The 26,091-nt window shown below is 28.3% G+C and carries 36 protein-coding genes and 1 pseudogene; 11 read left to right on the plus strand and 26 right to left on the minus strand.

Annotated features, from left to right (window positions below; genetic code table 11):
- Positions 1-91: 91 nt before the first annotated feature.
- From ABUA17_RS02800 to ABUA17_RS02875, 16 genes are all read right to left on the minus strand, one after another.
- Positions 92-217 carry a hypothetical protein gene (locus ABUA17_RS02800; RefSeq protein WP_278244455.1) on the minus strand — a complete coding sequence of 42 codons (126 nt, stop codon included), beginning with the start codon at positions 215-217 and terminating at the stop codon, positions 92-94.
- A 103-nt stretch (positions 218-320) separates the two neighbouring features.
- A complete protein-coding gene (locus ABUA17_RS02805; RefSeq protein WP_349817901.1) occupies positions 321-1,364 on the minus strand; it encodes a hypothetical protein in 1,044 nt (347 codons plus the stop codon).
- Between the two features lie 9 nt (positions 1,365-1,373).
- Positions 1,374-1,781, minus strand: a complete 408-nt coding sequence (locus ABUA17_RS02810; RefSeq protein WP_316320611.1) for a single-stranded DNA-binding protein — start codon at positions 1,779-1,781, stop codon at positions 1,374-1,376.
- The gene (locus tag ABUA17_RS02815; RefSeq protein ID WP_316320610.1) at positions 1,774-2,181 is read right to left on the minus strand and encodes a RusA family crossover junction endodeoxyribonuclease; all 408 of its coding nucleotides are present in this window, start codon (positions 2,179-2,181) and stop codon (positions 1,774-1,776) included. The genes ABUA17_RS02810 and ABUA17_RS02815 overlap by 8 nt, the downstream gene beginning before the upstream one ends.
- A gap of 156 nt (positions 2,182-2,337) precedes the next feature.
- Entirely contained in the window at positions 2,338-2,643 is a 306-nt protein-coding gene (locus ABUA17_RS02820; RefSeq protein ID WP_055277041.1) for a hypothetical protein, read from the minus strand.
- Positions 2,644-2,652: 9 nt separating this feature from the next.
- Positions 2,653-3,024: a hypothetical protein gene (locus ABUA17_RS02825; RefSeq protein ID WP_082425276.1), complete on the minus strand. Its 372-nt coding sequence runs from the start codon at positions 3,022-3,024 to the stop codon at positions 2,653-2,655.
- A gap of 11 nt (positions 3,025-3,035) precedes the next feature.
- Entirely contained in the window at positions 3,036-3,221 is a 186-nt protein-coding gene (locus ABUA17_RS02830; protein ID WP_316320609.1) for a hypothetical protein, read from the minus strand.
- A 1-nt stretch (position 3,222) separates the two neighbouring features.
- The gene (locus ABUA17_RS02835; RefSeq protein WP_349817902.1) at positions 3,223-3,969 is read right to left on the minus strand and encodes a hypothetical protein; all 747 of its coding nucleotides are present in this window, start codon (positions 3,967-3,969) and stop codon (positions 3,223-3,225) included.
- Positions 3,970-3,980: 11 nt separating this feature from the next.
- Entirely contained in the window at positions 3,981-4,271 is a 291-nt protein-coding gene (locus tag ABUA17_RS02840) for a hypothetical protein (protein WP_055277034.1), read from the minus strand.
- On the minus strand, positions 4,264-4,887 hold the full coding sequence (locus ABUA17_RS02845) for an ERF family protein (protein ID WP_349817903.1): 624 nt from the start codon (positions 4,885-4,887) through the stop codon (positions 4,264-4,266). Before ABUA17_RS02845 ends, ABUA17_RS02840 begins: the two co-directional genes overlap by 8 nt.
- Positions 4,888-4,898: 11 nt before the next feature.
- Positions 4,899-5,405, minus strand: a complete 507-nt coding sequence (locus ABUA17_RS02850) for a host-nuclease inhibitor Gam family protein (RefSeq protein ID WP_070102630.1) — start codon at positions 5,403-5,405, stop codon at positions 4,899-4,901.
- A 27-nt stretch (positions 5,406-5,432) separates the two neighbouring features.
- Positions 5,433-5,687 (minus strand): aspartyl-phosphate phosphatase Spo0E family protein, encoded by a 255-nt coding sequence (locus tag ABUA17_RS02855; protein ID WP_055277029.1) that lies wholly within the window; start codon positions 5,685-5,687, stop codon positions 5,433-5,435.
- 144 nt (positions 5,688-5,831) lie between these two features.
- Positions 5,832-6,629 (minus strand): BRO family protein, encoded by a 798-nt coding sequence (locus ABUA17_RS02860; RefSeq protein ID WP_349817904.1) that lies wholly within the window; start codon positions 6,627-6,629, stop codon positions 5,832-5,834.
- A 262-nt stretch (positions 6,630-6,891) separates the two neighbouring features.
- A complete protein-coding gene (locus tag ABUA17_RS02865) occupies positions 6,892-7,173 on the minus strand; it encodes a beta/alpha barrel domain-containing protein (protein WP_221697587.1) in 282 nt (93 codons plus the stop codon).
- Positions 7,174-7,215: 42 nt separating this feature from the next.
- Positions 7,216-7,506 carry a hypothetical protein gene (locus tag ABUA17_RS02870; RefSeq protein ID WP_349817905.1) on the minus strand — a complete coding sequence of 97 codons (291 nt, stop codon included), beginning with the start codon at positions 7,504-7,506 and terminating at the stop codon, positions 7,216-7,218.
- Positions 7,507-7,626: 120 nt separating this feature from the next.
- The gene (locus ABUA17_RS02875; protein ID WP_288161186.1) at positions 7,627-7,827 is read right to left on the minus strand and encodes a helix-turn-helix transcriptional regulator; all 201 of its coding nucleotides are present in this window, start codon (positions 7,825-7,827) and stop codon (positions 7,627-7,629) included.
- Positions 7,828-7,993: 166 nt separating this feature from the next.
- On the opposite strand from ABUA17_RS02875, the gene ABUA17_RS02880 reads away from it, so the two are divergent.
- The 6 genes from ABUA17_RS02880 to ABUA17_RS02905 all read left to right on the plus strand — a co-directional run bounded on the left by ABUA17_RS02880 (position 7,994) and on the right by ABUA17_RS02905 (position 12,351).
- Complete coding sequence (locus tag ABUA17_RS02880) at positions 7,994-8,347, plus strand: helix-turn-helix domain-containing protein (RefSeq protein ID WP_349817906.1); 354 nt, start codon at positions 7,994-7,996, stop codon at positions 8,345-8,347.
- 62 nt (positions 8,348-8,409) lie between these two features.
- Positions 8,410-8,769, plus strand: coding sequence for a hypothetical protein (locus ABUA17_RS02885; RefSeq protein WP_042396000.1), 360 nt, complete (start codon positions 8,410-8,412; stop codon positions 8,767-8,769).
- A gap of 93 nt (positions 8,770-8,862) precedes the next feature.
- Positions 8,863-9,273: a hypothetical protein gene (locus tag ABUA17_RS02890; RefSeq protein WP_195951133.1), complete on the plus strand. Its 411-nt coding sequence runs from the start codon at positions 8,863-8,865 to the stop codon at positions 9,271-9,273.
- 21 nt (positions 9,274-9,294) lie between these two features.
- Complete coding sequence (locus tag ABUA17_RS02895; RefSeq protein ID WP_349817907.1) at positions 9,295-10,233, plus strand: exonuclease domain-containing protein; 939 nt, start codon at positions 9,295-9,297, stop codon at positions 10,231-10,233.
- A gap of 69 nt (positions 10,234-10,302) precedes the next feature.
- Complete coding sequence (locus tag ABUA17_RS02900; protein WP_195951135.1) at positions 10,303-10,761, plus strand: hypothetical protein; 459 nt, start codon at positions 10,303-10,305, stop codon at positions 10,759-10,761.
- Positions 10,762-10,788: 27 nt separating this feature from the next.
- On the plus strand, positions 10,789-12,351 hold the full coding sequence (locus ABUA17_RS02905; protein ID WP_349817908.1) for a recombinase family protein: 1,563 nt from the start codon (positions 10,789-10,791) through the stop codon (positions 12,349-12,351).
- A gap of 39 nt (positions 12,352-12,390) precedes the next feature.
- Here the strand turns inward: ABUA17_RS02905 and ABUA17_RS02910 are convergent, their stop codons facing one another.
- Positions 12,391-12,675, minus strand: coding sequence for an ABC transporter substrate-binding protein (locus tag ABUA17_RS02910; RefSeq protein WP_042396014.1), 285 nt, complete (start codon positions 12,673-12,675; stop codon positions 12,391-12,393).
- Positions 12,676-12,904: 229 nt separating this feature from the next.
- Here ABUA17_RS02910 and ABUA17_RS02915 point away from each other — a divergent pair, with 229 nt between their 5' ends.
- Positions 12,905-13,303: a CidA/LrgA family protein gene (locus ABUA17_RS02915; RefSeq protein WP_042396017.1), complete on the plus strand. Its 399-nt coding sequence runs from the start codon at positions 12,905-12,907 to the stop codon at positions 13,301-13,303.
- A 4-nt stretch (positions 13,304-13,307) separates the two neighbouring features.
- Entirely contained in the window at positions 13,308-14,012 is a 705-nt protein-coding gene (locus ABUA17_RS02920) for an LrgB family protein (RefSeq protein ID WP_042396020.1), read from the plus strand.
- Positions 14,013-14,074: 62 nt separating this feature from the next.
- On the opposite strand, the gene ABUA17_RS02925 is transcribed toward ABUA17_RS02920, so the two are convergent.
- The 3 genes from ABUA17_RS02925 to ABUA17_RS02935 all read right to left on the minus strand — a co-directional run bounded on the left by ABUA17_RS02925 (position 14,075) and on the right by ABUA17_RS02935 (position 17,926).
- Positions 14,075-16,258: a type IA DNA topoisomerase gene (locus ABUA17_RS02925; RefSeq protein WP_195951137.1), complete on the minus strand. Its 2,184-nt coding sequence runs from the start codon at positions 16,256-16,258 to the stop codon at positions 14,075-14,077.
- 85 nt (positions 16,259-16,343) lie between these two features.
- On the minus strand, positions 16,344-16,907 hold the full coding sequence (locus ABUA17_RS02930) for a TspO/MBR family protein (protein WP_052330612.1): 564 nt from the start codon (positions 16,905-16,907) through the stop codon (positions 16,344-16,346).
- 68 nt (positions 16,908-16,975) lie between these two features.
- A complete protein-coding gene (locus ABUA17_RS02935; protein ID WP_042396026.1) occupies positions 16,976-17,926 on the minus strand; it encodes an alpha/beta hydrolase in 951 nt (316 codons plus the stop codon).
- Positions 17,927-18,344: 418 nt separating this feature from the next.
- Here ABUA17_RS02935 and ABUA17_RS02940 point away from each other — a divergent pair, with 418 nt between their 5' ends.
- The 3 genes from ABUA17_RS02940 to ABUA17_RS02950 are packed head-to-tail and all read left to right on the plus strand — an operon-like array spanning position 18,345 to position 21,769.
- Complete coding sequence (locus ABUA17_RS02940; RefSeq protein ID WP_195951139.1) at positions 18,345-19,703, plus strand: Mur ligase family protein; 1,359 nt, start codon at positions 18,345-18,347, stop codon at positions 19,701-19,703.
- Between the two features lie 16 nt (positions 19,704-19,719).
- A complete protein-coding gene (locus ABUA17_RS02945; RefSeq protein ID WP_042396033.1) occupies positions 19,720-20,451 on the plus strand; it encodes a type 1 glutamine amidotransferase in 732 nt (243 codons plus the stop codon).
- 34 nt (positions 20,452-20,485) lie between these two features.
- Positions 20,486-21,769, plus strand: a complete 1,284-nt coding sequence (locus tag ABUA17_RS02950; protein WP_042396036.1) for a D-alanyl-D-alanine carboxypeptidase family protein — start codon at positions 20,486-20,488, stop codon at positions 21,767-21,769.
- Between the two features lie 149 nt (positions 21,770-21,918).
- Here ABUA17_RS02950 and ABUA17_RS02955 read toward each other — a convergent pair whose 3' ends face one another.
- From ABUA17_RS02955 to ABUA17_RS02980, 6 genes and pseudogenes are all read right to left on the minus strand, one after another.
- Entirely contained in the window at positions 21,919-22,776 is an 858-nt protein-coding gene (locus tag ABUA17_RS02955; protein ID WP_042396038.1) for a 50S ribosomal protein L11 methyltransferase, read from the minus strand.
- Between the two features lie 17 nt (positions 22,777-22,793).
- Positions 22,794-23,489, minus strand: coding sequence for a flavin reductase family protein (locus tag ABUA17_RS02960; protein WP_055277017.1), 696 nt, complete (start codon positions 23,487-23,489; stop codon positions 22,794-22,796).
- A gap of 162 nt (positions 23,490-23,651) precedes the next feature.
- Positions 23,652-24,390 (minus strand): annotated as a pseudogene (locus tag ABUA17_RS02965) (DNA adenine methylase).
- 273 nt (positions 24,391-24,663) lie between these two features.
- A complete protein-coding gene (locus ABUA17_RS02970; protein WP_042396043.1) occupies positions 24,664-24,912 on the minus strand; it encodes a spore coat protein in 249 nt (82 codons plus the stop codon).
- 12 nt (positions 24,913-24,924) lie between these two features.
- Entirely contained in the window at positions 24,925-25,110 is a 186-nt protein-coding gene (locus ABUA17_RS02975; RefSeq protein ID WP_042396045.1) for a hypothetical protein, read from the minus strand.
- Positions 25,111-25,244: 134 nt separating this feature from the next.
- On the minus strand, positions 25,245-25,916 hold the full coding sequence (locus tag ABUA17_RS02980; RefSeq protein WP_042396048.1) for a manganese catalase family protein: 672 nt from the start codon (positions 25,914-25,916) through the stop codon (positions 25,245-25,247).
- Between the last annotated feature and the right edge of the window lie 175 nt (positions 25,917-26,091).

A 26,091-nucleotide genomic window follows, 5' to 3' on the forward strand; every position in this document is an offset into this window, starting at 1 on the left:
TTTCAAACTCTTTTGTGGTTGTAACCTTAACTATAAATTTTCTCATTTTTATTTCTCCTTTTACTAACTCGCAATAATTTCAAATTATTCGTTAATTTAAATCATCAATATATTCTTGTATTCTTTGCATTAAAATATCAAATTCATCTGAACTTAAATTATTTAAAGCATTATCTATTGTGTCTAATATTTTATTTTGATAATCTATTCTATCCATTCTTAAATCCTTTCTAAAAATAATTTCATTTTTATTTGGTACAAGTCATGGTGCAATGTGTAGTCTGCTTGTACCAATAGGTGCTACACTACCTATTTAAACCTTAAATATTCATAAACGTTTCTATAACTTCTATAGCTTCCTGCTCACATGAATTTATATGATTAATTTTCCCTTTAATCTCTTCCATTTGTTTTAGTAAATCTTCTCTTTCAGCACTTGCCCAGCAGTTAACATCTTCTACATTGCTGAATGCAAATTCTTCATCTACTGTTACTACTGATCCTTTTATGTTATATAAACCATATTCTCCTTGGACTTCTCTTTCTATAACTTTAGTAACTTCTTTAATAACTTTTAATTTGCTATTCTTGTTCTTAACCGTTGTTTTCACCTTATTATTCTCTTCTGTATTAGTTTTTTCTACTTCTTTAGGTATATTTATACCTTTATCTTCTTTTTCTTCTGTATGAGCCTTATTTTCACTCTTAACACTTTCCTTAACATCTTCTTTTAATTCATCTTTAAAAATATACTCTAATGCATCTTCTAATTCTTTATCTGGTTCTCCTAAAACTTCTTTTATTCTATTAGATACATCTTTTTCTTTTTCTTCTTGCTCTGCTATCTTCTTTAACTTTTCTTCTTCTGAAACTATAGCCTTAGTCCTTTTATAAGCATTAGTTAACATAGCTGTACTAAGAGTGTTAAACTCTTCTATTAGCATCTTTACACTAACTTTTTGATTATATCCATCTTTGATTAACTCCCTTACCCTCTTTTCAACCTCTGGTGCCATTTCTTCATTTATTTTCTTTATCGCCATATCGTAACTTCCTCCTAAACTTTCTTTTAAATTTTTCATTTTATGTGCATCATCTAGCATCAACTCTGCGCTTTTATCTATAATTCTTTTAACATCTTCCCACTCTAAGTTTTCAAGTTCTTCAAAAACTGCTGCACTAAAACATCTATCAATTGCTTTTAATAAGCTATCATTCTCTTTCCTTGCTTCAATTTTTACTAAGCTATCTATCAATGTTTGTTTAGCAGCAGGCAATGACCTAAACCATGCCATAGCCTCAACTTTCTTATTACTATCTTTCTTCTTTTCTTTTTCTCTAGCTCTTCTTTCTGCTCTATTCATAATTTCCCCCTAGAAAGGCATATCTCCATAATCTGTTGGTACTTCCTCACCAAATCCCATATCCTCTTGCGGATTCCATGTTTCTGCATTACCTTGATTATTATTTGAATTACTATTACTTATAAATTCAAAGCTTTCTACAACTACATCCGTCGTATACCTCTTAGTTCCATCTTTCCCATCATAACTACCAGTTCTTATATTCCCTACAACTGCTAACTGCCTACCCTTAGTAACATATTGTGCAATTGCTTCTCCAGTTTTATTAAATGCTATACAATTTATAAAATCTGTTTCGTCCTTTTTAAACTGTCTTGATACTGCTAATGTAAATCTACAAACTGCTGTTCCACTTCCTGCTGCATATCTTAACTCTGGATCCTTGGTTAACCTTCCAATAAGAATAACTTTATTCACTCCTTACTTCCTCCACTTCAAATTCAATTCTTTCTTGTTCTTCTGTCCATTTCTTTATAACTGTTAACTCTACTACTTGCGCATCATCATCAAATGCAATTTTATTTAAACTATCCAATACTATTTTTGCTATATTATCCGAGTCTGGTTTCTTTAATGGCATTTCTACCCCATCTCTTATAGCTTGTACACGTTTCTTCGTATAACTCTTAGGTATTTTATAGTAAACCTCTATCCTTGCACTTACTGGCCCATCTATAAACTTTCCATCTTGCTCCTGGTAACAACATTTAATCCAGTTTTCATATGTAATAGTATCCCCTGGAGTAAATGCTCTTCCTGTTTTAGTATTGAATCTTGGTCTAGCTTTTCCTTTTATCTTTCCTTCAACTACAATCACTTAATCACCTCTGTTGAAATTGATTTTCTTATGAGAATAGAAGCATATAACATTAGCTGAATTTACTCCTATTCTCTATATATTTAATTTTTATATTCTTCTAAATCTTTTTCTAAAATCTCCATGACCTTTTTAGCTTTATACTCGTTCATCTTTTTACTCCTCTCTATTATTTCTTAAATCTTCTCTACCAAGCTTATATAGTACCCTTGTATCTCTATGTACTTCATCTAGATACTTAACTATATTCTCTAGTAAATCTTTAAGCTCCGCTCTTTCTCCACGCTTTAAATTACTTCTTATTTCACATCTTATTACGCTCCATCTAAAATACGCTTGTAAGCTATCCTGCATTAAGCTAAATGCTCCTGCTATATCATCTTCTTTTAGATTATTTTTTCTTTTAATTATGTTTCCTAAGATAATACAATCATCCGGATATTGATTTTTTAATTCCTCCAAATTACACCTCTATATAATCAATTTCCCACCCATTACGGCTCTTATTACATCTTCCTTGATATATTTATCATCTTGCAAAGATAATCTCTTTAAAAGTCTATTAAGTGACTTATCGTTAATCTGCAATACTTCCTTTATTTCTTCTCTAGTTAAATACTGCTTGTCCCATAACTCTTCTAAAGTATTTTGAAATTCTAATTTAAGTTTTCTATTAAGACTTGCTCCCTTACTTCCATGTACTCCATATGTTCCTTTATGATGTTCTACACATAGATTTACTAAATTTAATTTACAATGCTCTAGTGCTTTAACTTCACTTCTAAACATTATGTGATGTAATTCTGTATAAGGATTTCCACACACTTTGCAATATCTAGTCATTTAATCCTCCTTTACCACCTTTGCCTATACTTCTTAGCAGTAATCTTGTCCCTATTCCTTTTAGCTTTAAGAATATTATTAAACATAAAGTTATTTGCTTCCCTTACTCCTGCTCTTCTTCTCTCTTGCCTTAACCTTAAATCTCTAAAAGTTTGCTCTGCTCTTTCAGCATTAGTCATCTCTTCCCATGATTTCAAATTAACCACCTATCTCTACTTCCTTGCCCGTTATTCTTTCTAAATAATCTTTATATTTACTTCTTAAAATTTCATTTTTAAAGCCATCTGGTGATGATATATTAATAATTTCACCTTCAACTACTACTGCATCATAAAACCATGTTCTATATGCAACTTCTCCCCATTGCTCATAAAACTTTTTATGTGTTTGGGTTGGGAATGAAAGAGGTGGAAGCGGAGGAGATTTTTCTTCTTCTACTTCTTCCCATTCTTCTCTTTCTCTAACATTATTATCATTATTAATATTCTTATCATTCTTGTTAGTTGTTACCTCTTTGTTACCTGTTTGTTGGTTCTTTGTTACCTCTTTGTTAGTGCTTTGTTGGTCGTTTGTTACCTCTTTGTTAGTATCTTTGTTACCTTCTTCAAATCCACCTTGGTAAATACCCCAATTTACTATGTTTATGAGCCTTCCTGTCTTTGTTACCTCTTGTGTTAGAAATTCGTATTTTTCAAATTTATTCAATGCACTTCTGACATTTTGAACTGAAATTCCTTTACCACACCTTGTACAAATGCTATCAAGTGAAGTTACTAACATACCTGGTTCAGCTTTAAATTGTTTGCCTTTCCACTCCCATTCTTTTCCCTTATGATTTGCCATTCCTAGAAGGGTAATAAATATTACCTTTTGTTCGGGAGTGGAATTTTGCCATATAGCCTTATTAAATAAACACCTGTGAAGTTTTATCCACCCTTCTGCCATACTAACTACCTCTAGTAAGAAGGACTAAAATATCTTTCTCTTCTAACATCCTCTAGTCTTTCCTTCTCCTCTATAATTTCATGTGCATTCTCTAATGCAACCTCTAATTCTAAGATTTTATCCTCTAACTCACTAACTGTCTTTTCTCCAACGCTTTCTCTGTATTGGTCAAACAAATATTCAAACTGCTCATTTGTTAATTTAATCTTTTCCGTTCTGTCCTCTATCATAAATTCAACATCTGTAGCAGGTACATAAAATATCTCTTGATTTCTCCAATCTAATTTAATTGAATTAGCCATTTTTCTTATCCTCCAATCCGTTACAAACATGGTCATATTCTGCTTTAGTTAACTGCTCTACTGCCTTGTTATATCTAGTAGTTACCATTTGTTGAATTGTTTTTTTATCATATCCTACTGTATTAGCAATTGCATATAATCTCTTTACTTGCGCTTCACTTAATCCTTTTTTAGCTCCAGTTCCTCTATTAGATGTATCTCTATTATCTGGATCAGCATCATCAGTAGGTGCTTGGAAAAACTTTAATATAAAGTATCTTTCTGAATATGTTAAACCACTACCAAATGCTTTTGATATATCATCTTGTGCTCCATATAACTTCCATGGAACTATTAATGTTTCACTCGGCTCTTCTGCATTAATCCATGTATAAGACATATCTCCAGATACTACATGATCTGTACACTCTTTACCTTTAGAGTTTATATAATCGTAAGTAGATGTAATTGTATCTCCTACTCCTGGAACTAATATTATTCCTAACTCATCCATCTTATCTCTTATCTTTGCTATAGCTTGACTACCACTTACATATTTATATCCATATCCTTCTGTATCTTTAGAAAAGTTTATAACCTCTTTTCTAATCTCAACTAACTTTTCATATAAGTTCATCTAAAGTCCTCCTATTCAGTTTTTACACTAATACTCTCTACAGTTTCTACTCTTACTCCAGGAACAACTTCACCTGTTTCTTGATTTACACCATCTTTACAAAGCTTCTTAAATGAAGTCTTATCTAACTCTTCTTTAACTCTGATTACATCTATTTCATTCATATTGCAATAATCCATAATTGCTTGTTCATCTTCATAGATATATTTAGATGTTTTTCTTGATGTTACTTTTCCATATGGAGTTGATAATTTAAACTTTTTATCTTTAGCTCTCTCCTCTATGTAATAAGCACTTAATAACCCCTCAAAATATTCCTTATCGTCATTTAATGACTTAACTTCTTTTTCTGCCCACTCATTAATTCTTGATATTTCTTCAACTGCTATAGTATTAATTTCATTCATCTTTTCATTTACTGCTCTTAACTTTCTTAATACCCATGTAGCACTTTGCAAGTCAATTACTTTAAATTCCTCTTTTACTTCTTGTAAATCATTTTGTAATAACATATTCATTATTTAAATCCTCCTGTTTAAATTATTTTAATTTTCTGTTATACTATCCTTGATTTCTTTTGAATTGATTGAATCTGAATTTACATGAGCGCCAACTCTTTCAGATCCTATCAATTCTTTTGCTTTTTCTATAGCTTCTATATAGCTTAATCCCTTTTTTATAATTAACTTCTGTGCTTCACAAACTAGCTTGTCTAATTCTTGGCTAATAGCAACAGTTCTTTCATCTGTCCTTCCGTATTCATCAATAGTTTTATGTAGCTTTTCTCTTAACTCTTTCATTCTTACCTCCTAATTCTCTTTATTAGCTTGTTTACTACATCTAAAATAGATGTAATTATCATTATTAACCCAATAATTATTATTAATATTAATGGCATTACAAATGTGCATATGCCCCATATATTTAAGCTCTCCATAAATTCACTATTTAATCTCCTTAAGCAATCTTTCTATGATATAAGCTTGTCCTTTTCCAGTAACCCTTGTAGTTCTATAAGTAAACACCTTGCCTTTAGCTTCTTTGGTACCTTCATTAACTTCAAAATACCCTTTATCAATTCCACATTGCTTTGGTTCTGTTGAGTTCTTAAAAATCAATCCCCATTCTCTAAGCTTGGCCCATAATCTCTTTTCCCCAATTACTACATCAGCTTTAGATGCAACCTTTGCAACTTCTCTAACTAATAAAGTATTTTCACTTGCTGCTAACTGATTAATAAATCTATTCTTTTGATTTAAGTCTTCTGATAAATCCCTTATCTCTTTATCCTTAGCTTTCAACAATTCATCTTTCTTATTAAGTGTTCTATGTGCTATTTCTAAAGCTTTTGCCATAATTGAAGCTTCATCATCTTCTTCGCTTATCGGAACATATCCTCCAGTTTTTCTTATCTGTGGTAATACTTCTGATGTAACCCATCTTCTAAACTTTTTAGCTCCTGATAACTTACTTCTAAGAACTAGAGAATATAAACCACTTTCATTTATTACTATCATTTCTTGACTTCCACCAAGGGTGTCACATTTCGTTACTCCCTTATCTTCTTCATCTACATGATCTAAAAGAGCTTTTCTTGTATTTTTATACCCTAAAATTTCTGCAACATCTTTACCAACTAACCAACCTTCTCCATTAATTTCAACTGCTCTTACTTCAAGTTCTAACTCTTTATTAATGAATAATTGAACTCCTTCTTTTCTTTGATGTTTTACATTTTCCATCTTTTTATCCTCCATTTTCTTTATATTCAACGGTATTTTTCGCCATTATGTTATTTTTAAAAAGCTTATCGCCTTATCTAGTCTTTATATTTACTTTTTCTACAGCATTTTTCGCACATTCGACCATTTAAAAAGGCTTTTCAGCCTTGCTTGTCTTATGTTTAAATTTCATTTTGTTAAAATGCTATTCATTGCAGCACTTATTACACTTTCTTTAATTTCATCTAAAAGTACTATGCAATAATTTGGTGTTGCTTCTGGATTAGCTTCCAATATTTTTTCTACTATCTCCTTCTTCAATTGCTTTCTTTCCTCTAAATTCATACTTTCCTCCTACTTTTATAAAATCTTCTTCTGTCCAACCCCTTATCTTAAAAATCTCTGTTGCCCATGCTTCTCCGAAAGTAATTTCCAAAGCATTAACTAATCCTTGATAATATCTTTGTGAAATTTCTTTTATTTTTTCTGGATCTTCAACTGGGTTTAAACAAACAGCCTTAAATTTGCTTCCTGGCATTGTAAATACTTCTGTCCCTAACCCCATATTTTTACCTCTTAAATTTTTTATATTATTTTATTCAAAACTTTAATTTCTGTTAATTACCAAAAACTTTTTTGTTGAAACTTTAATCAAATCCCTTTTAATTTCCTCTAAAAGTTCAGAAACAAAGTCAACTGTTGCTTCAGGATAAATTCCTGTAACTCTATTAACTATCTCTTCTTTAATTTCATCTCTTCCTATAGCTAATATTGATTTCTCATTTATCTTCGTAAGCTCTTCTATAATTCTATTTTTTTCTTCTAGCTCTTCCTCTAGCTTTAATACTTGCTTATCCCTTGTTGCAATCATTCTATTTAATTTTTCTTCAAATGACATATACACCTCTCCACTCTTTTATTGATTCATTTTTACATATTCTTCAATTAATAATTGATTTTGCATTGGTTAAAATAACTTTAGATATTATATAAACGCTTTAGTAACCAAATTGGTAACTTAGTTTGCAAAAAAAATTTCTTCTATACTTTTATCTGCAATTTTTGATATACGATAAGCTTCCTCTAAAGTAAATTTGCTTTCACAGTTTTCCTTCTTCCTATATGTGGAAATAGGTATGTCAATATATTTTGCAAACTCTTCCTGAGTTAACCCAAGTTTAACCCTAAGAATTTTAAGAGTTTTTTTTACTTCACCCATATGCTCACCACCTTCCCGTAACCATTTAGGTAACCAACCTATGACACTATAATATTACCTTTTTGGTTACTTGTCAACACTTTTAGAAATATTTTTTTTAATTTTTGGTTACTTTTAAGTTTTATTTGGTTACAAATTCTATAATAAATATGAAAGAGGTGAACAAATGGATACTTTAGGCGATAGATTAAAAAGATTACGTGAGGAAAAAGAGCTTACTTTAGAATATGTAGCCCAAAAGGTGGGGACAACAAAGGTTAGTATAAGTAGATATGAAAAAAATGATAGAGAGCCCAAAGGTGAGATGTTAACTTTATTAGCAGATTTCTATGATGTATCCACTGATTACTTATTAGGAAGAGATACTTCAACTGAGAATAATATAAAAAAGGAACCTAAACTATCTCCAGAAGTAGAAACAATAGCAGCTCACTTAGAAGGTAAAGATATTACACCAAAGAAAATGAAATTACTAAAAAGTTATATAGATACTTTATTTGATGATTTTGATGATGAATAGATAAAATTTAAATAAATCTAAAATACTTTAGATAAAATAATTAATTAAAGGGATGGGATAAAATGTTTGGAACTAAGAAAAAAAAAGTTAGTGAAAAGGAACTAAGAGCTATTGCTTGGGAAGAGTTTAAAAAAGAAATGTTACCAAAGATATTAGAAGAAGCAAAAACACCTGGTACATATCCAACAAAAATAAACGTTGCTCGTACTGGTGAAGGTCATTTTGTACAAGTTGGTAAAACCACTGCTGAAGCAACACAATTTATAAACAGTATAGTATGTCATAGATGTCAAGTAATGAATATTTCAACTAAAGCTGATAAAAGTTTATTAGATCAATACATAGTTACTTATTGGTATATAGATGGCGAAGCTAAAATATATAATGAAATCTATAATAGAGTTAAATCTGAAAATTCTTAAATATACGTTCTATATAGATACTTTATTTAATGATTTTGATGATGAATAGTTTTGATAAATCTAAAATACTTTATATAAAGGGGATGGGATAAAATGATTGAAGCAATGGAACAACAAATTATTAACAGCCTAAATAACCGTTGGAGAAAGAATGAAAAACTACGTACTAATATAGATATGGATAAAACATCTGAATGTTTTAGAATGATTTGCTCTAGCAGAAACTCAACTTTAACACTTTTACTTAACATTAAGAATGATACTATTACTGATGAAAGAGAAAGTAAATTAAAAGAAAATATGTTTTGGATATATGACTGGTTTACTAAAGAATCAATAAATAGTATCTATAATAGATACAATACCACGCTGCTTAACAAAAAGATGGAAGCAAAGTATAAAAGTGAAATAAAAGATATAGAAGAGTTTCTTGAAAACTTTAGAATTGAATTAATTAATATTACCTTAGAAAAACTATACAAATTCCATGGAATTTGTATTTAATATAACTTGGGGGATGTAAAAATGGGAAAATATGATTTTATTGCTATTGATTTTGAAACTGCAAATAATAATTTTAATAGTGCCTGCTCTATTGGAATAGCTGCAGTTAAAAATAATGTTATTGTAGATGAGTTCTACTCTTTGATTAAGCCACCAACACTAGACTTTAATCCTTACTCTGTTGATGTACATGGAATAACTGCAGATACTGTAGTTTCTTCTCCTACTTTTGCAGAATTATGGCCGCAAATATCTCATTACTTTGATGATGAATTATTAGTTGCATTTAATGCTTCATATGATATGCATGTTTTATACAATTGCTTGTATAAATACAATCTTGATATACCTATGTTAAAGTATGTCTGCTCAATGCAACTCTGTACACAGTTAATTAATATTTCAAAAAATGTTTCTTTAGAAGAAAGCTGTGAATATTTTGGAGTTGATTTAATAAATCATCATAACGCTTCTTATGATGCTATTGCATGTGCAAATGTATTTATAAAAGCAAATGAACATTTAAATTCACTTCGTATGGATCAAAGGATAATTATATATAGCCACTTAGATACTAAATTTCTAAACGAGCTCAAACCATCAAAAGAAAAGAAAACAATTACTAAAAGAACTATATCTAAAAAGATTAATATAAAAGATATTACTACTACAAAAACCGAATTTGATACTACACATATATTTTATAATAAAAATGTTCTTTTCACTGGAACTCTTCAAAAAATATCTTTACATACTGCTATGCAAAATGTTGTAGATTTAGGGGGTCAACTTAAAAGTGGGATTTCTAAGAAAGTAGACTTTTTAATAGTTGGTGTTCAAGATCTTAGCATTGTAGGTCCAGATGGTAAAAGCACGAAAGAGCGAACTGCTTTAGAATATATAGAAAATGGACATCATATTAAAATATTAACAGAAGAAGAATTTTTAAAACTTATTTAAAAAGGCTATCAGCCTTTTTATTTTACTCCTCATCCGAACATATATTCTATACAAGAAAGGGAAATCACAATGGAATATGAAAAACTTATGATTAAATATGATAAACATGTAAAAATTAAAGAAAAGCCTTTAAAGTATGGGTTTAAAGGTTTATATAAAAATAAAAAAATAATAATAGATTCTAATATAGAAACAAATAAGGAAAAGACTTGTATACTTGCTGAAGAGCTTGGACATCATTTTACTAGTTATGGAGATATAATTGACCAAAGCGATATAAGAAACGTTAAACAAGAGCTTAGAGCACGTGCCTGGGCATATGAAAGACTTGTTGGAATAGTTGATTTAATTAATGCTCATAAAGCTGGTGTTAGAGGAAGATATGAACTTGCAGAATTTTTAGAAATTCCAGAATGGTTTTTACTTGATGCTATCGAATATTATAAGAGTAAGTATGGGACATGCTATAAAATTGATAACTATTTAATATACTTCTCTCCTAATTTTGGAATAATGGAATTTTTTTAGTCAATAATATACAGCGAGGTGATATAAATGAATGTTGCTATCTATGCAAGAAAATCAAAAGCCACTAAAAAAGGTGAATCTATTTCTAATCAAATAGAACTTTGTAAAAAATATTTTCTGAATACAACAAATGAAGATGTTAATTTTCTTATCTATGAAGATGAAGGCTGGTCTGGTGGAAATATTAATAGGCCACAATTTACTAAACTTATGAATGATGCGAAATTAAAAAGATTCTCTGCTCTTATATGCTATAGATTAGATAGAATTGCTCGTAATGTAGCTGACTTTTCTTCTACTTATAAAATATTAGAAGAAAGTAATATAGCTTTTATAAGTATAACAGAGCAGTTTGACACCAGCACTATAATGGGTAGAGCTATGATTAATATTAGTGCTACATTTGCACAAATTGAAAGGGAGACTATAGCTGAACGTATAAAGGATAATATGCTTGAGCTATCTCGTACTGGTAGATGGTTAGGTGGTACTCCTCCTCTGGGTTTTAAATCAGTTCAAATAACAGAAAATAATAAGAGAATGTATAAATTAGAAGTTGTTGAGGAAGAAATTGAAATAGTAAGGCTCATATATAAGCTATATCCCGAATATAAGAGCACTGTTCCCATAGCAAGGTATTTAGTCTCTAATTATATAAAAGGAAAAAATGGGGGCGATTTTAGCAGAAATACAGTACTGCAAATATTAAAGAATCCTGTTTACTGTTGTAGTGATAGTGAAGCTATAAAATATTTCGAATCTAAAGGTTCAACTCTTAATTGTAGTGAAAATAATAAATATGGTCTAATGGTCTATAATAAAAGAAAAGGTGGAAAGAAGGAAAATCCTATTGAAGAATGGATTATTGCTACTGGTAAACATCCTGGTATTATTCCTGGAGCTGAATGGGTAGAGTGTCAAAATATTTTATCAGAAATTTCAAGTAAAACATCACCAAGAAAAGCTACTGGCAATAAATTTTTATTAAGTGGAATGTTAAAATGTTCAAGATGTGGTTCTAGTATGTGCTCTTGGAGTAGAACATCTAAAGGTATCTATTATAGAAGTTATAGGTGTGAATTAAAAAATAGATCTTCTAATAGATGTGACTCAAAAATGGTCAATGCTGATGAGCTTGAACAATTTGTCATAGATTTATGTAAAAATATTAATATTGAAGATATTATTAATATTAAAAGAACAAAAAATAATAATGCTTCATTAAAAAGAGAACTAACATCATTAAATAAAAATCTTAATGAAAATGATAAATTGCTTCAAGGCCTTATTAAAAAATTAGCATTAATAGATGATATTGATGTTCTGTCCATGATCCAAACAGAAATAAAAAAAATAAAAACTGAAAATGATAATATTAATAAAAGAATAAATGAAATTAATATTTCTATGTTTGATGTTGAAGATGAAGAAAATAAAAAACAACTACTTTTAGAAAGTCATAAACTTTTTATAAATACAATTGATTTAATTGAAGATGTTGAAGCTAAAAGAAATTTAATAATGAACTTTATTGAGTATTTTACCTATGACAGCGAAACAAATGAAGTTGGATATAAACTAAGGTTGTAGGTAGCTCTACAGCCTTTCATTTATTATGGACATATGTTGTTATTTAGATTGTGTTGTATCGGCACCTTGTCCTGTAGATAAATCAATATTAAGTCCTTCTTCTTCAAAAAAGCCTTCATTTATTGCAACATACATTGGAGCATAAAATACAGATCTTACAACTTCATTTAATCTAACAGTTTGTAAATTTGCTTCATCAGTACTTGTAGTTCCCTTTGATGTACTATCTTTTTTAGCTTCTGATTTACCGCAGCCTATAAATATTGCACCTACTAGGGCAACCACACTTAATATAGCTGCAAAACGCTTAAAAGTTTTATTCATACATACTCCTTTTTAGATAAAATTGCTTATATTATTATGATTTATATTATGATACATGATTATTTTTTGTTAATTTTTGCAATCGTTTCATCCATTTATTTTTCATAAATTCATAGATTTCTTTATGATAAAACATCCTTCTTTCCATATAGACATAATATTATTTTGTATTATATTATAATAATAGGCTTTTAAAATTATCTACTTAAATTTATAAGGAGGCTTACTCATGAAATTTTTTAGAGAATCTATTTTGATTCTTTCAATTTATTTTGCAGGTGAAATTATTTCCAAACTATTAAATCTTCCTGTACCAGGAAATATTATTGGAATGATATTGTTATTTTTATTACTAAATTCTAAAATATTAAAAGTTGAAAAAATTGAAACACTTTCTAACTTCTTTTTAGATCATTTAGCCTTTTTCTTCATTCCTGCTTCTGTAGGGTTAATGACTTCATTTGGTGCTTTAAAGGGTAGTATATTAAAAATAGTTATATTATGTATATTAACTACAATAATCGTATTATCTGCTACAGCACTAACTGTAGAATTTATTTGCAAGAAAAAATCAAAATTAGAAAATAATAATGACAATGAGGATAAATTTAATAAAAAGGAGGCATAAATAAATGGATATATTTACAAATAACATGTTTTTTGGAATATTCATATCTCTTGTAGCATTTGAAATAGGTTTATTTATTTATAAAAAAACAAAATTCCCACTTTTTAATCCACTTTTAATTGCCACAATAATTGTAATAGGCTTTTTAAAAATATTTAATATAGATTTTGATACTTACAATCAAGGCGGTCAATTTATAAATATTTTTCTTGGCCCTGCAACAATAGTTCTAGCTGTTCCTTTATATAAAAATCTTAATTTACTCAAGAAGAATTTTCTTCCTATTATTTCTGGGATATTCGTAGGTACTCTAGTTAGTGTATTATCAGTTATTTCAATTTCATTTTTCTTAGGATTAGATAATACTCTAACAGTTTCATTATTATCTAAAAGTGTAACAACCCCAATAGGAATTGAAATTACAAATACACTTGGTGGTGTTACTTCAATTACTGTCTTAGCTATTATATTATCTGGAATAATAGGGGCAATTGTAGGACCTACAGTTTTTAAAATATTAAGAATTAATAGTCCAATTGCTAGAGGGATTTCACTAGGAACTGCTTCTCACGCTGTAGGAACTTCAAAAGCATTAGAAATTGGTGAACAAGAAGGGGCAATGAGTTCATTATCTATCGGTGTTGCTGGTATAATAACAGTATTTTTAGCTCCTTTATGTTATTCTTTGCTTTCAGTATTAATTAAATAAATTCACTAATAAAAATAAATTATTAAAAAAAGCTTTAGCAGCAAAATACTGCCAAAGCTTTTTTAATTTATAAATTCAAATTTCCAATTATAATATCCTGTCTTTTCATCTTTTTCATATCTTAAATATGCAGAAAATAAAGTACCTTTTTTACTCTTTAGATTTCTAAATCCAACTTTACCATTCTTAAGAAGTAATTGAACCATTTCCTTAGTTACCTTTTTACCTAGGGATTCAATAAATTTATCATTTTTCCAAATAGTATATTTGCAACCATTTTTCCAATTGACACATCCATATCCTTTTTCACCTTCTATAATCGAATTACCACAAACCGGACATTTACCAATTTCCTCTACCCCTTCTGGCTTTTCAACTTTAAACTTATGAAGCATAGAACTATCATTTTTAATCTTTTCTACCGAACTTCTTGTAAAGTCATAAATTAAATTTAAGAAATCCTCTTTTTTAAATTTCCCTTTTTCAATATCAGATAATGTTTTTTCAAGTCTTCCTGTATATTCTAAATCTAAAAGTTCTTTAGCTGGAAAAATTTCTACTATTGTTCTTCCAAGCTCAGTTGTAGTTAAACTCTTTCCTTTAGTTTTAATATATCCAATATCTTTTAGCTTTTTTATAGTTTCAGCTCTAGTGGCTGGAGTTCCTATACTAAAACCACTTAATATAGCTTTCATCATTTCTTCTGAATTGCTCTCATCATCTGAACTATCATCTTTATCATCCTTAAAAGACTTTCCACAAGTCTCCATAACTCTTAAAAGAGTTTTTTCTGTATGATACTTCGGTGGTTTCTTTGTCACTTTATTAACCTTACTATCTACTATATCTAAATTTTCACCCTTTTCAACTAAAGGTAGGATTGTATCTTTTGATTCTATTTTCTCAACTACTCTCCATCCTTTAACTATTTCTACTTTTCCCTTAGAAATAAACTCGCCTTTTAACTGTTCGTCGTTAACTTTTAATGTTATTTTCGTTTCCTCAAATTGGGCAACAGGCATAAATTGCATTATAAATCTATTTTTTATAGCATTATAAACATGTTGTTCATCTGTAGTTAATCCTTTTGGTATTACATATGTAGGAGTAATAGCACTATGGCTCTCAACCTTAGAATTATCAAAAACTCTTTTAGATTGAACGAATTTTATTTGATCTTCATAAGGTAAACCTTTTTTATGGGTTTCAAGCACTTTTTTTGCTTTATCAACTAAACTTTCTTCTAATACACTACTTGCAGTTCTAGGATATGTTATAAGTTTTTTTTCATATAACCCCTGTGCAACCTTTAATACCTTATCTGAAGTCCATCCTTTATATTTACTAGTTATATATCCTTGTAAATTAGAAAGATTAAAAAGACTTTGTGGATATTCCCTCTTCTTTTCAATTTCTTTGTCTACAACTACTGCTTGCTTTTCTTTTAATAATTTACTTAAATTGTCTAAATACTCTTTTTTCTCAAACTTTTCAGAAGCATTTTCATAATAAAGACTTTCAAACTCTATATTATCTTTTGATTTTAAATTAATTAATAACTTATAATATGAAGACTCCTTAAAATTTTCAATTTCTTTATCCCTATCATAAATTATCTTTAAAGTAGGCAATAAAACTCTACCTATGTTAATTGTCTTTTTTTCACTAGCACCATATCTTAATGTTGCAACAGATGTCAAATTAATACCTATTGTCCAATCTGCCAACTGTCTTCCTATTCCAGCATCTTGAAGTGGTTTCATTTCACTATTAGTCTTTAAATTTGCCATTCCCTTCTTTACTTCATCTTCTGTCCATTCATTAAGAAGAAGTCTATAAATAGGCTTTTTTATATCATAATGGATAAATAATTCATCTGAGATAACCTGACCTTCTCTATCAAAGTCTGTTGCAGAAATTACTCCATCAACATCATCTCTGTCAATTAATCCTTTAATAATATTTATTTGTTTTTCTGCACCTTTATCAACAACTTCTCTATTACTACTATCACATTTTATTTTATACTTAAAACCTTCAGGAATAAAAGGGAATTTATCCATTCTCCATCCCTTCATATTTTCATCATAATCCTTTGCATCATACAATTGAAGTAAATGACCAAAAGCCCAAGTAACTAAATAATCGTCGCCTTCATAAAACCCATCTCTTCTAGTTTTTATCTTATATGCATCCGCTATATTTTTAGCAACTGATGGTTTTTCTGCTATTATTACTTTCTTCAAAATACTCTTCTCCTTAAATCCGTATTTACATCATTACCAGATTTATATTTTATCCTATTTATTTTTATAATTCAAATTTTATTAATTACATTTCATTAAATATCCAAATATAAAGTGATAAATATGTTGCAAATACAACCCATAAAATATAAGGAATCATCAATGCTCCAGCTATTTTGTCATCCTTAAAAAATTTAACTGTAGTTATTACTATTAGTAAAAGCAAAATACATATTAATATAAATGAAATACCATATAATCTTAAATTAAAAAATATAATTGCCCATAGAAAACTTATTAAAAGTTGTACTAAATAATTAAAATATCCTCCATGATCATTTTTCCCTTGCTTGTTATTCATATATATTCTATAAGCAGCAATACCCATTAAAATATATAAAGCAATCCATACTATCCTAAAAACTAAATTAGGCGGTGTAAGAATACTTTTTTTTAATACATCATATATACTCATTGAATTTTTAGTAACAAAGCCTACTATCAAACTCCCAATAACAGGCATCATAATATTTTTTAATAAACCTATAAATTCAAACTTTCCATTAACGCAAAATATCTCTTTAAATATATTCTTTCTTCTATTAATCGACTTTTTAACTTTAGGTTTCTTCTTTTTTCTCACAAACATCACCCCTTTTATTTACTAATAAAATATATGTTACTTAACAGTAAATAATGTTTATGAGTAATATATTTTTAGTTTGTTACTTTTTCATTAACCTTTACAATTCTATTCGTCCAATTTAATATATCTAAAATAACTTCATCTTTATTACTTTCATTTAGCATTTCATGTCTACCATTCTTATATAATTTATATTTCAAGTCATGTATTCCTAATTCTTTATAGCATTCATATAATCTTTTTATACCTTTACCAAAATCTCCAACTGGATCTTTATCACCGGCAAAAATTAATACTGGTAAATCTTTAGGGATTAATTCTAAGTTTTCTTTTTTATTAATCTTCCATAATCCTCTTATTAAATCATAATAATATGATGTTGTACAAATAAATCCACAGTAATCGCTTTCTATATACTTGTCCACCTCCTCATCAACAGAGCATAGCCAATCATAATTTGTTCTATTAGGTTTGAAACTTCTATTGAAGTTTCCAAATGATAACTTGTCCATTATCTTACTTTTAGCTTTTCTTCCTCTTATCATCATTTCAACTTTTGAAATTAATATTCCTAATTTTGTTATGTATTCAGGTCTTCCATTTGTTCCCGATAATATTACTCCATCTAATTCTTTACCATATAACTCAATATATCTTTGACTTACAAAAGAACCCATGCTATGCCCAAATAATATTAAAGGTAAACCTTCATTTTCTTTCTTTATTATATCTGTAAGTTCTTTAACATTTTCAACAAGCATATCAAAACCTTCATTATCGGCTATGTAACCTCTTTCTTCATCTTCCTTAGAAGTTTCTCCATGCCCTCTATGATCATGTGCATATACTATGAAGCCATGTTCTGTAAGTTTATTTGCAAAATAATCATATCTACAAGCATACTCAGTCATTCCATGTGAAATCTGTATTATTCCCTTTGCTTCACCTTTAACTTCCCATTTATAACATTTAATTTCTTTACCTTCTTTATCGACAAACGAAAACTTCTTCAAAACTATCATCTCCTATTTAGTTTTTTAATATATTATCTTCTCATGCAAATTGACTGTCAATATTGTATAGGGAAATGTTAAATAATTATTCATATTTATATAATTTATTCTATTTTTTTTTAATTTAATTTAAATATCCTGTTAAGATGCATTTGTTAAAATCTAAGTTTATGATATACTATTTTAGTATTGATATAATCTTTAAAAGAATATTATAATTTAACTTATAATCGGAATTCTAAATCTTAATTAACAACCTAAATATATTATTTAAGCAACGAACTATATTTTCTTGTTAGTTTTATTAACCCTAATTGCAAATTTTGCAATTATTAAATCAATAGGTTTGGAAATATCCTGTAATATTATTATTAAATGATTATAGTTCAATATTATTGTTAATAATGTAAATAAACTATTGTAGGTGGTGAAGAAAATTAATATTAAGTCAATTCTCAGTATATTAGCAACAAAATTCACATTATTTCTTACTAAAACCATTTTAAAAGGTGGTACTACTTTTCCTGGTAGAGTTGCATTAAAATTAGATAATAACATTTTAGCAACTGTATCTAAGGGATATAAAGTAGTATTAGTTACAGGAACTAATGGTAAAACTACTACTACAAGCATGATTTATAACATCATTAAAGAAAAAGGTTACCCAGTAATAACTAATAACACAGGGGCTAATCTTTTCCCAGGTATAGTTACTACTTTCGTTGAAAACTATAAATTCTTCAATAAAGATGAAAATAAATATGCAATTATAGAGGTAGATGAAGCTAATTTAAAATTTATAACAAAGTATATTAATCCTGAAATAATTACTGTAACAAATTTATTTAGGGATCAACTTGATAGATATGGAGAAGTTTATACAACATTAACTAAAATTTTAGAGGGTATAACTCTTGTACCTGAAAGTAAGCTAGTTTTAAATGGTGATGAATCATTACTTGGAAAGCTTGATGTGAAGAATCCATTAGTATTTTATGGATTTAAAACACCAATAAACGAAAATAAAACTATTGATGTTAATGCAGATTCAAAGTTCTGTAAGTTCTGCAAAACTCCTTATAGTTATAACTTTGTTACATATAATCATTTAGGAGATTATTACTGTACAGGCTGTGGTTATACTCATCCTGCTATTAAGTATGGTGTAGACGAAATTGTAGAATTAACAGCAGAAAGCTCTACTGTTAAATTTGGAAACACTGAAATCTTCTTAGGTCAATCTGGTGTATATAACATCTATAATGCTCTTTGTGCTTATTCAATAGCAAAAGAACTTAATATTGATGATGCTTGTATAAAAAAATCTTTAGAAAATCAAAGTTCTAGTTTTGGAAGACAAGAAATAATAAATATAGATGACAAAGAAGCAAAAATTATTTTAGTTAAAAATCCAGCTGGATATAATCAAGCTTTAGACACCCTTTGCTTAAATAAAGATTCCTTCTCTTGTGCATTTTTATTAAATGATAATTATGCTGATGGTAGAGATGTTTCTTGGATTTGGGATGTTAATTTTGAAAATTTAAATAATACACCTTTAGATGAAGTTTATGTATCAGGTCTTAGAACTTTTGATATGGCAGTAAGGCTAAAAACTGCTGGTATTTCTCCATCTAAGTTTGTTATTGAAGAAGAATATGAAAAATTAACTGAACAAATCAAAAATGGTAAAAACAAAAAAATATATATCCTTGCAACTTATACAGCAATGATAAATTACAGAAAGTATTTACATTCTAAGGGTTATATAAAAAAACTTTGGTAGTGTTTAGGAGGCTATTATGGAATTAAATATTTGTCACCTTTATCCTGATTTATTAAACGTATATGGTGATGTTGGAAATATATTAATTTTAAAACACAGAGCTGAAAATCGTGGAATTAAAGTTAATATACTTAACATTTCAATCAATGATGAATTTAATGCAGATGATTACGATATAGTATTTTTTGGCGGTGGCCAAGATTTTGAACAATCGATAGTATCTTCTGACTTGATGAATAATAAAAAAGAAGAGTTATCAAGATACATTAATAATGGTAAAGTTCTAATAGCTATCTGTGGTGGATATCAATTATTAGGTAAATACTATACTGCTCCTAATGGTGAAAGAATTGAAGGCTTAGGCATATTAGATATTTATACTGAAGCTGGAGATACTAGATTTATTGGAGATACTGTTATTTACAATGAAGATTTCAATGAAACTTATGTTGGATTTGAAAATCACTCTGGTAGAACTTATGTTAATGGATTAAAGCCACTTGGAAAATGTGTTCATGGTTATGGTAATAATGGATCTGATGGCTATGAAGGCTGTATATATAAGAATACTTATTGTACATACTTCCATGGATCATTACTTGCAAAAAATCCTGAACTAGCAGATAGATTTATTAAAACAGCTTTAGAAATGAAGTACTCAGAAGTTGCTTTAGAAAGACTAGACGATTCTTTAGAAATAAAAGCTAAAGAAGTAATGATTAACAGGTTAAACAATAAACAAAAATAATAATATTTACTTATAAGAAGGACGGGGAGATTATATGTCAAAGAAATTTTTTAGAGCTTTTGTTCTAACACTATGCTTATCATTAGTAGTACCTTTCTTTAATACTATTAATGTATTTGCTGCAACTGAGCCTCAAATAATGGGGCAATCTGCTATTACTATGGATTTAGATACAGGCGAAATTATTTATTCAAAAAATGCTGATGAACAACGTTCACCTGCAAGTACAACTAAATTATTAACTTCTCTACTATTTGCTGAAAACAAAAATAAGGATGATTTAATTCCTTACACTGAAAATTCAGTTTCACTAAGAGAAACAACATTAAATAATTTTATTGGTAATACTGCACAACCTGGTGATACACTAACTGCTAATGAAGTAATGGATGCTGTTATGGTTTATTCAGCAAATGATGCTGCTGTTATGATGGCTGAATCTGTTTCTGGTTCTGTAGAAAAATTTACAGAATTAATGAACCAAAGAGCTAAAGAACTTGGCGCGGTAAACACTAACTTTGTTAATCCTAACGGTTTAGAAATTGATGCTAACAATCATAATGTTACTACAGCTTACGATTTAGCTTTAATTGCTAAAGCTGCTTATGAAAATGATTGGGTAAGAGAATCTATGGGAATAGATAAAACGTCTGTTATTTTAGATGGTAAGACAATTTATATCGAAACTAGAGATAAATTACTTGGCGTTGATGGTAATATTGGTGGTAAAACTGGTAATGAAACTAAAGCTGGTCATTGCTTTGTAGGATACTATAACAGAAACGGAAGAAATTTAATTACTGTAGTTTTAGGTTCTCTATATGGAGCAGATGGAATGAATGTATTTAATGACACTCAATCAATTGCTGATTATAGCTATGATGCACAAAAAACTACTTATAAATCTGCTGGAGACGAAATATCTACTGTTGAATTAAACTATAAACTATTTAGATTCTTTGGTCCAACAAAAACTATTACAGCTCCTGTTGTTTTAGATCAAGATATTGAATATTATCAAAATAGCTTTAATGATACTCATTCTAATTTAGAAGTACCAAGTAATGAACTAAATGCTTGGAAGGTTGCTTCTAATAACAATGTTGATTTAGTTTATACTAGTGGTGATTATACTCAAACTGTTAAGGGATCTATCACTTTAAGTACTGGTCAAATATTAAAAGCTAATATAGGAATTTACGCTCTTTCTTTATTAATAATAATTTTAATAATTGTATTATTATTTGTAACAATAAAATTAATGATGAACTCTAAGAGACGTAGAAGAAATAGAAGAGGAAGATATTCTAGATACTAAAATAGTGACAAAAAACAAATAAAAAAGAAACTCCTTCTGGAGTTTCTTTTTTATTTAGAAATTCAGCCTATGCTAAATTTATTCCTCAACTTGAAACTTGTCACTTAAAACTTATAAGCCACTACCCTTATAGAATTTTATCTTTGTTACTATCTAAATACTGCAGTTACCCATTCATTCGTTTGATGTTTGCTTATAAGTTTAAAGCCATAGCTTTCAACATTATTCTTAACTTCATCAAAGCTCCATTCTACAAGTCCAGAAACTAATAAATTTCCACCTTCTTTTAAATGAGACTTTATATATTCCATAAACATCTTAGTTTCTTCTCCACCAATATTTATGAATATCCAATCAAAACTTTCCTTAACTAATTCAGTATCATCTAATATATTTCCTACTACAGCTTCTATATTAGTTAAATTATTCAATGAAGCATTTAACATTACCTCATCTTCAACATCTCTTATATCAACTGCTACAATACTTTTTGCTCCTGCAATAGATGCAGCAATCGAAAGTATACCTGATCCTGTTCCAATATCTAAAACAGTTTTATCTTTTAAATCTAACTCATTTAAAATTAGCTTTAATATATCTTGAGTCGTTTCGTGAAGCCCTGTTCCAAAAGCCCCCTGAGATATAAAGTTAATTTTTGTTTTTCCCTCAAACTCCTCTTCTGGTCCAGCTATAACATATTTATCATCTAAATGAATAGCAGGAAAATCAAATGTAGTATAATCATTATTGTTTTCCTCAACATCTATATAATCCATTTTTAAAATCTCTTTTAACTTTTCTTTAAACTCTTCTAGACCTTCTTGTTCTTCATAGGCAACCTTTAATATTATTTCTTCATCATCTCTTTCTATATATCCATATCCGTAATCGTCAGTAGTAATCTCTAATGGATTTTCATAGAAAACATTATAAATGTCATTTATAGCTAATTCTTCTATAGTTGAATCTAATTTTTCATATGGAAGTCTATATGATATTATAAACATTTTTCATCCTCATTTCTTTATTTAACTTTATTTTTTAATTTCTTTGTATTTTTTGTTGTAATAAAATTCTTTTTACCTTTATTTTTATTATTCTTATTGTTTTTTACAGATTTTTTCTTAGAATTCTTTTTTAATATAGAGCTTTGCTTTACTTCTTTTACTTTAGTATCATCTAATTTTGCTTTGACTTCTTTTTTATGTATTGGCTTTTTTGCTACTGAATATCCAAACTTACCTAAGGCTTCTGTATCCATTTTGAAGTATTCTCCATGATAATATGTAATTAAATCAGCTTCTTCAAGATGAATTTTCCCCTTTTCATCCATTAAATCTTTATCTACATATGAGCCTACTACCTCTGCAATAAATAAATCATGTGTACCAAGAGGAATTATACTTTTAACTTTACATTCAATCGATATAGGACATTCATTTATATATGGAACATCTACATTTGTCCCCTCTACCATTGTAAAATTCATTTCTTTTATTTTATCAAACTTACGTCCCGGTCTAACTCCACAGTAGTCAACAGCTCTTGTCATATCACTACTTGGAAGGTTAACTGTGAATTCCATTGTTTCTTTTATATATTCATAAGATAGTCTTTCTGGTCTCACAGATATTGATAACATTGGAGGCTTAGTACATACTGTTCCACTCCATACATAAATACAGTAATTTTTTAATATAGCATTAGCTTTAGCAACTATAAAATTATATCAAATAAATAATGTATGTAGAAGTATTTTTATTAATTTACTATCTTGTATTTTTCTTTTTTACCTTTATTATTAATTTACCATTTTTTATTTTTATCTTCACTCTACTTCCCCCTTACTTCATTCAGTTTTCCCTAATTAATCATATTAGTCTTAATAATTAGTTATTATTAACTCCCTGTATTTACCTCTTCCTTCTGCAGCTCTCGAAACCGAATAATTAACTTCAACTTCTTTTATATTGAATTCTTCGTACCATTCTCTTACTTTTTCATGGTCATTAATAGTTAACAAAAATTTACCTTTTAAAATTTTAAGCTTGTCCCTTAAAATGATATGTTCTTTTTCTCCAAACTTATTATCATATCCTGCAGTTTCAAAATACGGAGGATCACAAAAGAAAAAGCTATATCTCTATCATATTTATCAATAATTTTTTCAAAACTTAAATTCTCTACATATGTGTTGCTTAGTCTTTCTCTTATGTCACTTAACATATTCTTATAAAATACTTTTTGACTTGGTTTAGTTGTAGTTCCATATCCATATGTCTTCCCCTTACCAACAAAACTTTGAGTTATTAAATATAAGAACCTAATAGCTCTATGTATTTCAGTTAAATAATTTATATTATAGTTTTTATACTCTTCAAAAATATCTCTTCTAGAAAACTCATACCCTAATAATCTTTCAATCTCTGGAGAATGATATTTTATCATTTTAAATAGATTTATTAATTCTTTATCTATATCATTTATAACTTCTATCGTACTTGGTTCTTTTCCAAAATAAACCCATACCGCTCCAAAAACAGTTCTATATAACATGTATGCCCTGGAATCAAATCTATAATATCTTTTCTTAGTTTATATTTTTCTCCAACCCTACAAATAGGTTATTTTTATAAAATATAACATTATTTCATAATTTGTACTATTTATTCCAAGCATTTGTTCTTATCGCAAACATACGTTCTTGTTTTTTTGTACAAAATAGAACTAGATATATTATTTCTATATATCTAGTTACCTGTAATTTTATTCTGTATTTTTTTGAATTGCGCACTAAAAAACACCACATATTAACTTTTTAATAATACGTTATTCTCATTTAATTATAATATACTTTTTAGTTACTAATATAGTATTTTATTATATAAAAAGCATTATCCTTGTGAAAGCTGTTGCTTAACTGTAGCAATTTCAGTATCTGTTGCTTTTTGTGCAGGTATGTAATATCCCTTTTCCTTAGCAATTTTGAAAAGAGCATATTGACGAATCTCATCTTGATCTCTCATAAGTTGTATTGTAGAACGTAGTTCTTCATTTTCACACTGAGAAATTATACTGCCATATCCTGATAAACTTGCATTTAATCCTGCTAAATAATCACTTATCATTTCCTTTTCTTGCATAATATTTTCCTCCTACTCTAAAAAGAACATTAGCTTTTCTTTGTTAGCCTTTGCATCTTGTGCATCCTTTGCCAACATGTTTTTTAATGTTGTATCTGTACATTGTTTAGAATAAAAATCTAGTTTTTTCTCAATAGTACAATGAGCACCAATTAAATGACGCAAATTTTGTAATTCTAGTTGATTTAAATTTGCCATTACTATTCCTCCAGTATTATAAATTCATTAATTAATATTTTCTAATATTAACTTATTTATTCACTATAAATTATTAAATATAATACCTTTAAAATTTAGTTTATACTAAGTTAATATACTTTCTACACTAAATACTATCTTCTAGGGTTTTCAAATGAAGGTGGTGTTGGATTTGGAGCTTCATGTGAAGGTCCTGGTGTTGATAAGTCAAAGTATAACTTTGAATCTTCTGTAACTCCAAAGTCTTTATTTGAACCACTCTTTTGCACCTTATTTAAAGCCTCCCTAAATAATGCATTATGAGCTTCTTCTCTATTAAGTAAAAAATCTATTGTTGCTCTTACTTCCTTATCTTCTATTTGCCTATAAAGATATTCATATACAACCTTCGCTCTTTGTTCAGATGCTATATTTGATAATAAATCTGCAACTAAATCACCAGTAACAGTAACATAATCAGCAGTCCAAGGTGCACCTGATGAGTTAATAAGTACTGGTGATAATCCACATTGTACATGAGTTTGAATTTCTCCATTACAAACTTCATTATTATTAACATCATGTCCATTTAATAGATTAATAGTTTGTGAAACCATCTCCATATGACTTAACTCTTCTGCTCCAATATCTAAAAATAAATCCTTAATTTCGGGGTCTTTTATTCTAAAACTTTGAGAAATATATTGCATTGCTGCTTTAAGTTCACCATTTCCACCACCTAATTGTTCTTGCATTAATACTGCATATTGTGGGTTAGGTCTTTCAACCTTTACTTCATGTAATAGTTGTTTTTTGTGTTCAAACATTTTATCTTACCTCCAAACAATATATTTTTATCAAATTTATTATTTGAATTTTTAATAATTAATATTCAATACATATTATTAAACTTTAGAATATAAATAAACTCTATCCTTATATTAATAAAATAATAAAAAACACCTTCTATTTATCATATTTTTACTTAATAAATAGAAGGTA

It is taken from the genome of Clostridium sp. RTP31139st1_H3_RTP31139_211217, assembly GCF_040227035.1.
Lineage (GTDB): Bacteria > Bacillota > Clostridia > Clostridiales > Clostridiaceae > Clostridium > Clostridium saudiense.

Bases quoted from the DNA above. Each gene is read 5' to 3' on its own strand.
- ABUA17_RS02800 (WP_278244455.1), bottom strand. From the start codon at position 217: ATGGATAGAATAGATTATCAAAATAAAATATTAGACACAATAGATAAT.
- ABUA17_RS02805 (WP_349817901.1), bottom strand. From the start codon at position 1,364: ATGAATAGAGCAGAAAGAAGAGCTAGAGAAAAAGAAAAGAAGAAAGAT.
- ABUA17_RS02825 (WP_082425276.1), bottom strand. From the start codon at position 3,024: ATGACTAGATATTGCAAAGTGTGTGGAAATCCTTATACAGAATTACAT.
- ABUA17_RS02835 (WP_349817902.1), bottom strand. From the start codon at position 3,969: ATGGCAGAAGGGTGGATAAAACTTCACAGGTGTTTATTTAATAAGGCT.
- ABUA17_RS02840 (WP_055277034.1), bottom strand. From the start codon at position 4,271: ATGGCTAATTCAATTAAATTAGATTGGAGAAATCAAGAGATATTTTAT.
- ABUA17_RS02845 (WP_349817903.1), bottom strand. From the start codon at position 4,887: ATGAACTTATATGAAAAGTTAGTTGAGATTAGAAAAGAGGTTATAAAC.
- ABUA17_RS02850 (WP_070102630.1), bottom strand. From the start codon at position 5,405: ATGAATATGTTATTACAAAATGATTTACAAGAAGTAAAAGAGGAATTT.
- ABUA17_RS02855 (WP_055277029.1), bottom strand. From the start codon at position 5,687: ATGAAAGAGTTAAGAGAAAAGCTACATAAAACTATTGATGAATACGGA.
- ABUA17_RS02860 (WP_349817904.1), bottom strand. From the start codon at position 6,629: ATGGAAAATGTAAAACATCAAAGAAAAGAAGGAGTTCAATTATTCATT.
- ABUA17_RS02865 (WP_221697587.1), bottom strand. From the start codon at position 7,173: ATGGGGTTAGGGACAGAAGTATTTACAATGCCAGGAAGCAAATTTAAG.
- ABUA17_RS02870 (WP_349817905.1), bottom strand. From the start codon at position 7,506: ATGTCATTTGAAGAAAAATTAAATAGAATGATTGCAACAAGGGATAAG.
- ABUA17_RS02875 (WP_288161186.1), bottom strand. From the start codon at position 7,827: ATGGGTGAAGTAAAAAAAACTCTTAAAATTCTTAGGGTTAAACTTGGG.
- ABUA17_RS02880 (WP_349817906.1), top strand. From the start codon at position 7,994: ATGGATACTTTAGGCGATAGATTAAAAAGATTACGTGAGGAAAAAGAG.
- ABUA17_RS02885 (WP_042396000.1), top strand. From the start codon at position 8,410: ATGTTTGGAACTAAGAAAAAAAAAGTTAGTGAAAAGGAACTAAGAGCT.
- ABUA17_RS02890 (WP_195951133.1), top strand. From the start codon at position 8,863: ATGATTGAAGCAATGGAACAACAAATTATTAACAGCCTAAATAACCGT.
- ABUA17_RS02895 (WP_349817907.1), top strand. From the start codon at position 9,295: ATGGGAAAATATGATTTTATTGCTATTGATTTTGAAACTGCAAATAAT.
- ABUA17_RS02900 (WP_195951135.1), top strand. From the start codon at position 10,303: ATGGAATATGAAAAACTTATGATTAAATATGATAAACATGTAAAAATT.
- ABUA17_RS02905 (WP_349817908.1), top strand. From the start codon at position 10,789: ATGAATGTTGCTATCTATGCAAGAAAATCAAAAGCCACTAAAAAAGGT.
- ABUA17_RS02910 (WP_042396014.1), bottom strand. From the start codon at position 12,675: ATGAATAAAACTTTTAAGCGTTTTGCAGCTATATTAAGTGTGGTTGCC.
- ABUA17_RS02915 (WP_042396017.1), top strand. From the start codon at position 12,905: ATGAAATTTTTTAGAGAATCTATTTTGATTCTTTCAATTTATTTTGCA.
- ABUA17_RS02920 (WP_042396020.1), top strand. From the start codon at position 13,308: ATGGATATATTTACAAATAACATGTTTTTTGGAATATTCATATCTCTT.
- ABUA17_RS02930 (WP_052330612.1), bottom strand. From the start codon at position 16,907: ATGTTTGTGAGAAAAAAGAAGAAACCTAAAGTTAAAAAGTCGATTAAT.
- ABUA17_RS02935 (WP_042396026.1), bottom strand. From the start codon at position 17,926: ATGATAGTTTTGAAGAAGTTTTCGTTTGTCGATAAAGAAGGTAAAGAA.
- ABUA17_RS02945 (WP_042396033.1), top strand. From the start codon at position 19,720: ATGGAATTAAATATTTGTCACCTTTATCCTGATTTATTAAACGTATAT.
- ABUA17_RS02950 (WP_042396036.1), top strand. From the start codon at position 20,486: ATGTCAAAGAAATTTTTTAGAGCTTTTGTTCTAACACTATGCTTATCA.
- ABUA17_RS02955 (WP_042396038.1), bottom strand. From the start codon at position 22,776: ATGTTTATAATATCATATAGACTTCCATATGAAAAATTAGATTCAACT.
- ABUA17_RS02970 (WP_042396043.1), bottom strand. From the start codon at position 24,912: ATGCAAGAAAAGGAAATGATAAGTGATTATTTAGCAGGATTAAATGCA.
- ABUA17_RS02975 (WP_042396045.1), bottom strand. From the start codon at position 25,110: ATGGCAAATTTAAATCAACTAGAATTACAAAATTTGCGTCATTTAATT.
- ABUA17_RS02980 (WP_042396048.1), bottom strand. From the start codon at position 25,916: ATGTTTGAACACAAAAAACAACTATTACATGAAGTAAAGGTTGAAAGA.